The sequence below is a fragment of the Candidatus Palauibacter australiensis genome (genome assembly GCA_026705295.1).
Lineage (GTDB): Bacteria > Gemmatimonadota > Gemmatimonadetes > Palauibacterales > Palauibacteraceae > Palauibacter > Palauibacter australiensis.
In genome coordinates this window covers 1-6,468 of the sequence record JAPPBA010000070.1, presented here as the reverse complement: position 1 = coordinate 6,468, position 6,468 = coordinate 1, and the positions used below count along the sequence as shown (strand labels likewise).

Here is a 6,468-nt window from a genome sequence, read left to right as displayed (position 1 = left end):
AGAAGTACCGGTCTTCAACGCCTTCGCCGTCATCCCCGGCAGCGCCGAGCCCGAGGAGTACGTGATCCTCGGAGGCCACTTCGACTCGTGGGATGGCTCGGATGGCGCGCTCGACAACGGCACCGGCGCCGTCGCGATCATGGAGGCGATGCGCATCCTCAAGCACGCCGTCCCGAACCCCCGCCGCACGATCATCGGCGCCCTCTGGAACGGCGAGGAGCAGGGCCTGAACGGCTCACGTGCCTTCGTCGAGGACCATCCCGAGATCCTCGAGCGCACCCACACCGTGTTCAACGTCGATCACGGGAACGGCCCGGTCACCTTCATCCCCATGCAGGGCTTCGCCGGCGCCGCGGGGCGCTTCGGCGAGTGGCTCGCGAAGATCCCGAGCGAGCTGTCCGATCTCGTCACGCTCGAGGTCCCGGGGATGCCCGAGTCGGGCGGGACGGACCACGCCTCCTTCCTGTGCGCGGGAGTGCCCGCCTTCAGCTTCCACGTCGGCACCGGCCGCAGCGAGATGAACATCGCCGACAACCGCTGGGACACGAGCACCTACACCTGGCACACCAACCGCGACACCTTCGACAAGATCGTCTACGAGGACCTGCGCGACGACGCCGTGATGACCGCGATGTTCGCCTACCTCGCCTCCGAGGACGTGGAGCCGATGCCCCGTGCCCGGCGCACCATGCCACCCGGCACCCAGTGGCCCGACTGCCGCCCCCCGGCGCGCAGTTCCGGGCCATCCTGACGGCTGGCACGCGAGCCAAATACTAATCTGACACGAATTAGTACGTGATTAGTACCTGGCGCATGGTCAGCGGGCGCGTGGTGCCTTCGCGTCGAGGTTCAGGGACCAGTTGTTCCACTTGAGGTCGGGCGAAGCGCCCAGGGATCGGTAGAAGCCCTCGGCCGTGCGGTTCCCGTCCATGACGGTCCAGATCACTTCGGCCGCGTCGATGGACTCGGCGTGCGAAATCACCGCCGCCATCAAGGCCTTCCCCGCCCCGGCGTCGCGCGCACTCTCTTCGACGAACAGCTCCTTGAGCACAACCTTCGGCCGCAGCGTATAGGTCCACGGAATCGTGTAGACCACAGCCATCCCGACGAGATCATCGCCCTGCTCGGCCACGAACGCCGTGAAGAGACGGTCGTCCCCGAACCCATGCTCCAGCACGCTCTCCCGCGTCACCGCAAAGTCGTCGATGTACTCCTCGAACCGCGCAAGCCCCCGCATGAGTTCAAGCAACCGATCCACATCCCGTTTCTCCGCCAGTCTGACGCGCATGCGAAGGCACCCGTCCTTGAGGAAAGCGTTGGAGTAAGTCGACCACCCGCGGCCCGATCGCCCGGCAGGTCTGCCCCCGCGAGCGGGCGAAGCCCCCGCGAGCCCCCCGACCATCCCACACCGGCACCTGAGCCCCAAAAAAAAGGAAGTGCCCGGGAGAATTTGGCCAGCGAAGGGGAGCGAAGCTCCACGAGCGCCCGAATTCTCGCGGGCGCAGGTTTGACTTCCGAAGGAAGGAAAGCATGCGCCCGGGAGAATTCGAATCCCCAACCTCCTGATCCGTAGTCAGGTGCTCTATCCAGTTGAGCTACGGGCGCTCGGAGCCGGCCGTCCGGCGACCGGCGATGTCATGCTGCATGCCCAGGAGAGGATTCGAACCTCCACGTCCGTAATAGGACACTAGCCCCTCAAGCTAGCGCGTCTGCCAGTTCCGCCACCTGGGCCTGAAATGCTCGGGGGGGGAGTCGAACCCCCACGGGAGTTTAATCCCACAGGATCCTGAATCCTGCGCGTCTGCCATTTCCGCCACCCGAGCCCGCGCCCCCGAACCCTCCGGTCCGGAGCCGCCCCCGAGAACCGGTGCCTCTGGCTCAGCCGGGACGAGTGCGCCCGACAGGATTCGAACCTGTGACCTCTTGCTCCGGAGGCAAGCGCTCTATCCAGGCTGAGCTACGGGCGCAGACACGAAACGCGCCGCCGGAAGAGGCGACGCGCCGTGCGTGAGAAACTAACGAGCCCGGAGCGTAACGTCTACCTTGAACCGTCGACCCTACTCCTTGAAGAGGTCGGAGTGGCTGCCGGTGCGGATCAAGTGCAGTTCGCCACCCCTGATACGGTAGATGACGAGCCAGTCCGGTTCGACGTGCGCCCTCCCGGTAGCCCTTCCAAATGCCCCGCAGCGGATGGTCGCGATGGCGCGCGGACAACGGCTCCTGCTCGATCAGCGACGCCAACAATATCCGCAGCTTGCCAAGGTCCTTGCCACGCTTCCTGGCTTTCTTGACGTCGCGTTTGAACCGCACCGAGCGAACTGGGGTGAGCAAGTCAGATGTCGAGGTCCCGGAACAACTCCTGAGCGCTACCGAAATGCCGGCCCTTGCCCTCGTCAAGTTCCTTCATGGCCGCGAGTGTAGACGAATTCGGCACCTGGACGGCGAACGGCAGTCGCTGCTCGTCAGCTACGCGTAGCAGCAACAACCTGATCGCGTCGGACATGGTCAGGCCCATGGCCGTGAGCGCCTCGGTAGCGCGTGCTTTGGTGTCGCTGTCGATCCGGGCGCGCACAACGGTGTCGGTGCTCATCTGGCCTCCTGTTCTGACGTAGCTCTATTGTAGCTACGTGACATGGCCATAGCAAGGCACTGACCTTGCCGCTCGAGGTCGTCTCAGGACGATCCGGATGAGGTGGCGGCCGTGTCGTCGATCGCGTCGATGACGAGGTTGAGCAGGCCGTCGATCGCGCCGCCGGGGATCCAGCGCGCCACCACGACGAGGTCGTTCACCGGGTCGCAGTAAATCATGTTCGTGCCGTTGCCGAGGTGGGCCCACGCCTCCGCGGGCGCGCTCGGATAGCGCTTGTCCCCTTCGTCGTCCCCGACGTTGAGCATGAAGTTCATGAACCCGTAGGAACCGTTCGCCGGACCCGGCGTCGTCGCGAGGTCGAACCATTCCTCGGAAAGGAGTTGCCGGTCCCCCCACGTCCCGCGCCGCAGGGTGAAGAGGCCGAAGCGCGCCTGGTCGCGGGCGCTGATGAACATGCCGCCGCCCCAGTGGCCGCCGCCGCTCACCGACTGCACGCGGCGCCCGTCGATCGTGACCCAGGAGTTCTCGTAGCCGTTCCAGCGCCAGGTCGGGGAGGCGTCGATCGGTCCCATCACGCGTTCATGCAGGACCTCGGGCAGCGGGCGCCGCACGACGCTCATCGCGGCGAGCGCGAGGAGGTTCACCCGCGTGTCGTTGTACTCGTACACCGTGCCGGACGGGTGGCGCGCCCGCGTCATCCACGTGTCGGGGTCGCCGCTGGGACGGTCGGCCCAGTCCGGCTTGCCCCACAGCGTGCCCTCCCAGTCGGACGTCTGCCGCAGAAGGTCGTCCCACGTGATCGTGCGGTTGTGCTCGGACTCGAACATCGTCGTCGGGTCGGGCTTCCCGAAGCCGACGCGGTCCACGCCCGGCTCCCCGTCGCCCGGGGGCACGTCGACCGGGGCCATGTACTCGCGTACGGTGTCATCGAGCGAGCTGATCAGCCCCTCGTCCCACGCGAGTCCCACGGACGTCGAGAGGAACGACTTGGTCACGCTGTACGTCATGTCGACGCGCTTCGTGTCCCCCCACTCCGCGACGATATAGCCGTGGCGCACGATCATCCCCGCCGGCCCACCCCGCACGTTGAAGGGGCCGATCCCCTCCCCGAGCGGTTCGCGGCCGAAGCTCCGGCTGTGCTGGAACTCCCGGTCGCGCGCCTGGCTCGTCTCGTGCTCGAGGGCGTATTCGACCGCCGCCTGGACGCCCGCCGCGCTCATCCCGACCTGCTCTGGAGTGCGCGTCTCCCACGCGTCCCCCCGCGCCGGCACATACTGGCCGACCACAACCTCCGGAAACGCGACCGCCGCAGAAACCGCAACAAGACCAGCCCAAAGCACGCCACGGCGCGTGCGAATCATGCTACGCATGAGAACCTCCTGATTCAGACCGAGTACGGGTGGCATCGTAACGACTGGCACCGCCCCGGTACACGGGTACTGGACGCCGGGCGATCAAGCACGGTTCCTTGAGCTAGGGCCGGCGCCGCCACCTTACGATCAGCCGGCGTACCCAGCGGATCGAGACGCTTGAGCCGACCGCGAGTACGCTCGCCAGCAGGTCGAACCCGATGTCGAACAGGTCGAACGTGCGGCTGGGCACGAAGAACTGGATGCACTCGTCGATCACGCCGACCGCCGTCGTCGCGGCGATGGCCAGCACGGCCGGCACCGGGACGCGCCTTCCGTGGACCTTCCGCTCCACCAGCGCCTCGTGGATGATGAGCGCCAGTACCGCGTACTCGATGAGATGGGAACGCTCCGCGGCATCGATGCCGCGGGCGAAGCCGATGATCGCAATCGCCGCGACGCCCAGCGCGAAACCGACCTCCACGCCGCGCGACCCCTCCCTCAGCCCCTGCACCAGGATCGCAATCCCGATCAGGAACATGCCGGCGCTGAACATGGTCGGCGTGAGTTCGAGCAGCCCGCTCTCGCGCAACGCGTCGGCCAGCGTCCGCGCCAGATCGGCCGTCGCGTAGATCGCCACGACCACGGCCAGCGCCCAGATCCACAGGCGCCTTTCCCGTTTGGACGAGAACTCCGGCATCGGCATCTCCATCCCGGCTCGTGTGAATGGCCACCCCGTGAACCATCGCGCAACGAGCCATATGATTAGAAAGTGACGACCTGAGACGCTGAACCGCGGGGGAAGTTTCGATGAAGGTAACCATGATTCGAGCAACGGTCGCGGTCGCGCTAGTTGCCGCGGTGTCGATCCCGGTCGCGCGGGCGCAGGATGGCGGCGCCGTGCCGCGCACGCCGGACGGCCGGCCGGACCTGCAGGGGAACTGGACGAACGGGACGATCACGCCCATCGAGCGGCCGCAGGGGTTCGAGCCCGTGCTCACCCCCGAGCAGGTCGCTCAGATCGAGGGCGGCAGGCAGGAGTGCATCGAGGCTCACTCGGGATCCAGCGATCCGGACCGTGACGCGCCGGCGGAGGGCGGCATCGCCATCGGGTGCGACTTCATCCTGGAGGCGGCGGCCGGCGGCACCGGCGGCTACAACCTCTTCTACCTGGACCGGGGAGATCAGGTCGCCGTGGTGAACGGAGAACCGCGCAGTTCCCTCCTCATGATTCCGGAGGACGGCCGCATCCCCGCCCGCACCGCCGAGGCGCAGCAGCGGCTCGGCCAGCTCATGGCCGTCCGCGGCCGGCACGGGGAGTACGACAACCCCGAGAACCGGCCCCTCTCCGAGCGCTGCGTCGTCTCGTTCGGGTCCAACGCCGGTCCTCCGATGCTCCCCAACTACTTCTACAACAACAACTACACGATCGTGCAGACTCCCGACCACGTCGCGATCATGACCGAGATGGTGCACGACACCCGCATCATCCCGATCGGCGTCGCGCCCTACGCCGGAGAGGCCGACGCGACCGGCGCCCCGCCATCTTTCCCGGACGCGATCCGGCCCTGGTTCGGGGATTCCCGCGGCTGGTGGGAGGACGACACGCTCGTCATCGAGACGTCGAAGCTCAACCCGCAGCAGCTCACCGCCTACCGCGAGTTCTTCGGCGCGAGTCCGAACATGAAGATCACGGAACGGCTCACGCGCGTGGACGCGAACACGATCAACTACGAGTTCCTGATCGACGACCCGGACACGTGGGAGACCCCGTGGGGCGGCGAGGTTCCGTTCGTGAAGATGGACGACCTCCTCTACGAATACGCCTGCCACGAGGCGAACTACGCGCTGGAGAACGTGCTGCGCGGCGCGCGCGCGCAGGAGCGCGAGAACCGGTAAGGCGCGAGCCGACCCCTGAGAAGCGAGGCGAAGCGGCGGGCGGAACGTGGAGGCGGAGGGGGGAGAATGCGCCGTCAGGGAGTCGAACCCCGAACCTACTGATTAAGAGTCAGTTGCTCTGCCAATTGAGCTAACGGCGCCTACAGCTTCAAAGCTCTCGTTCGCGGGCTCGGCGGGCAAACTGCGCAGGCCGCGAAATGGAGCCGAGGGGATTCGAACCCCTGACCTCTGCAATGCCATTGCAGCGCTCTCCCAGCTGAGCTACGGCCCCGCGCTTCAACTTCCGCTTCACGTGGACGGGCTGTCGTCGCTCCCGCCCTGCCTTCCGTCCAGTACCCCCAAGGGGAATCGAACCCCTATCTCCACCTTGAAAGAGTGGTGTCCTAGCCGTTGGACGATGGGGGCTCGTGCCGCTGTCGTCCCCTTCTGCCACGCGCCCGCCAGGACTCGAACCTGGGACCCCCGGCTTAGAAGGCCGGTGCTCTGATCCAACTGAGCTACGGGCGCCCGTTATCCCGTTATCCCGTTATCCCGTTATCCCGTTCCATGCTGCTCCAAGCTCGCGGCGGGATTTGAACCCGCGACCTCATCCTTACCAAGGATGCGCTCTACCCCTGAGCTACGCGAGCC

General features: G+C 66.5%; 6 protein-coding genes, 9 tRNA genes and 1 pseudogene. 2 read left to right on the top strand and 14 right to left on the bottom strand.

Annotated elements, in window-relative coordinates; genetic code table 11:
• On the top strand, positions 1-751 hold a 751-nt coding region (locus tag OXN85_05055; protein ID MCY3599317.1), incomplete at its 5' end, for a M20/M25/M40 family metallo-hydrolase.
• Between the two features lie 66 nt (positions 752-817).
• Here OXN85_05055 and OXN85_05050 read toward each other — a convergent pair.
• From OXN85_05050 to OXN85_05010, 9 genes and pseudogenes are all read right to left on the bottom strand, one after another.
• Complete coding sequence (locus OXN85_05050; GenBank protein MCY3599316.1) at positions 818-1,288, bottom strand: GNAT family N-acetyltransferase; 471 nt, start codon at positions 1,286-1,288, stop codon at positions 818-820.
• A gap of 243 nt (positions 1,289-1,531) precedes the next feature.
• Positions 1,532-1,605: transfer RNA gene (locus tag OXN85_05045), tRNA-Arg, on the bottom strand.
• Between the two features lie 40 nt (positions 1,606-1,645).
• Positions 1,646-1,731, bottom strand: a tRNA-Leu gene (locus OXN85_05040).
• Positions 1,732-1,737: 6 nt separating this feature from the next.
• Positions 1,738-1,823 (bottom strand) — tRNA-Leu (locus tag OXN85_05035).
• A gap of 69 nt (positions 1,824-1,892) precedes the next feature.
• Positions 1,893-1,967 (bottom strand) — tRNA-Arg (locus OXN85_05030).
• Between the two features lie 90 nt (positions 1,968-2,057).
• Positions 2,058-2,331: pseudogene (locus OXN85_05025) on the bottom strand (type II toxin-antitoxin system YafQ family toxin).
• A 1-nt stretch (position 2,332) separates the two neighbouring features.
• The gene (locus OXN85_05020; protein ID MCY3599315.1) at positions 2,333-2,590 is read right to left on the bottom strand and encodes a type II toxin-antitoxin system RelB/DinJ family antitoxin; all 258 of its coding nucleotides are present in this window, start codon (positions 2,588-2,590) and stop codon (positions 2,333-2,335) included.
• 83 nt (positions 2,591-2,673) lie between these two features.
• Positions 2,674-3,960 (bottom strand): serine hydrolase, encoded by a 1,287-nt coding sequence (locus OXN85_05015; protein ID MCY3599314.1) that lies wholly within the window; start codon positions 3,958-3,960, stop codon positions 2,674-2,676.
• A 103-nt stretch (positions 3,961-4,063) separates the two neighbouring features.
• Positions 4,064-4,639 carry a VanZ family protein gene (locus tag OXN85_05010; protein ID MCY3599313.1) on the bottom strand — a complete coding sequence of 192 codons (576 nt, stop codon included), beginning with the start codon at positions 4,637-4,639 and terminating at the stop codon, positions 4,064-4,066.
• 122 nt (positions 4,640-4,761) lie between these two features.
• Here OXN85_05010 and OXN85_05005 point away from each other — a divergent pair, with 122 nt between their 5' ends.
• Positions 4,762-5,838 carry a hypothetical protein gene (locus OXN85_05005; GenBank protein ID MCY3599312.1) on the top strand — a complete coding sequence of 359 codons (1,077 nt, stop codon included), beginning with the start codon at positions 4,762-4,764 and terminating at the stop codon, positions 5,836-5,838.
• Positions 5,839-5,905: 67 nt separating this feature from the next.
• Here the strand turns inward: OXN85_05005 and OXN85_05000 are convergent.
• From OXN85_05000 to OXN85_04980, 5 genes are all read right to left on the bottom strand, one after another.
• Positions 5,906-5,978, bottom strand: a tRNA-Lys gene (locus OXN85_05000).
• A gap of 58 nt (positions 5,979-6,036) precedes the next feature.
• Positions 6,037-6,109, bottom strand: a tRNA-Ala gene (locus tag OXN85_04995).
• Between the two features lie 62 nt (positions 6,110-6,171).
• Positions 6,172-6,243 (bottom strand) — tRNA-Glu (locus OXN85_04990).
• Positions 6,244-6,270: 27 nt separating this feature from the next.
• A tRNA-Arg gene (locus tag OXN85_04985) sits at positions 6,271-6,345 on the bottom strand.
• 50 nt (positions 6,346-6,395) lie between these two features.
• Positions 6,396-6,467, bottom strand: a tRNA-Thr gene (locus OXN85_04980).
• Between the last annotated feature and the right edge of the window lies 1 nt (position 6,468).

Excerpts from the sequence above, each read along its gene's own strand:
- OXN85_05015 (MCY3599314.1), bottom strand. The coding sequence starts at position 3,960 with ATGCGTAGCATGATTCGCACGCGCCGTGGCGTGCTTTGGGCTGGTCTT.
- OXN85_05050 (MCY3599316.1), bottom strand. The coding sequence starts at position 1,288 with ATGCGCGTCAGACTGGCGGAGAAACGGGATGTGGATCGGTTGCTTGAA.
- OXN85_05010 (MCY3599313.1), bottom strand. The coding sequence starts at position 4,639 with ATGCCGGAGTTCTCGTCCAAACGGGAAAGGCGCCTGTGGATCTGGGCG.
- OXN85_05005 (MCY3599312.1), top strand. The coding sequence starts at position 4,762 with ATGATTCGAGCAACGGTCGCGGTCGCGCTAGTTGCCGCGGTGTCGATC.
- OXN85_05020 (MCY3599315.1), bottom strand. The coding sequence starts at position 2,590 with ATGAGCACCGACACCGTTGTGCGCGCCCGGATCGACAGCGACACCAAA.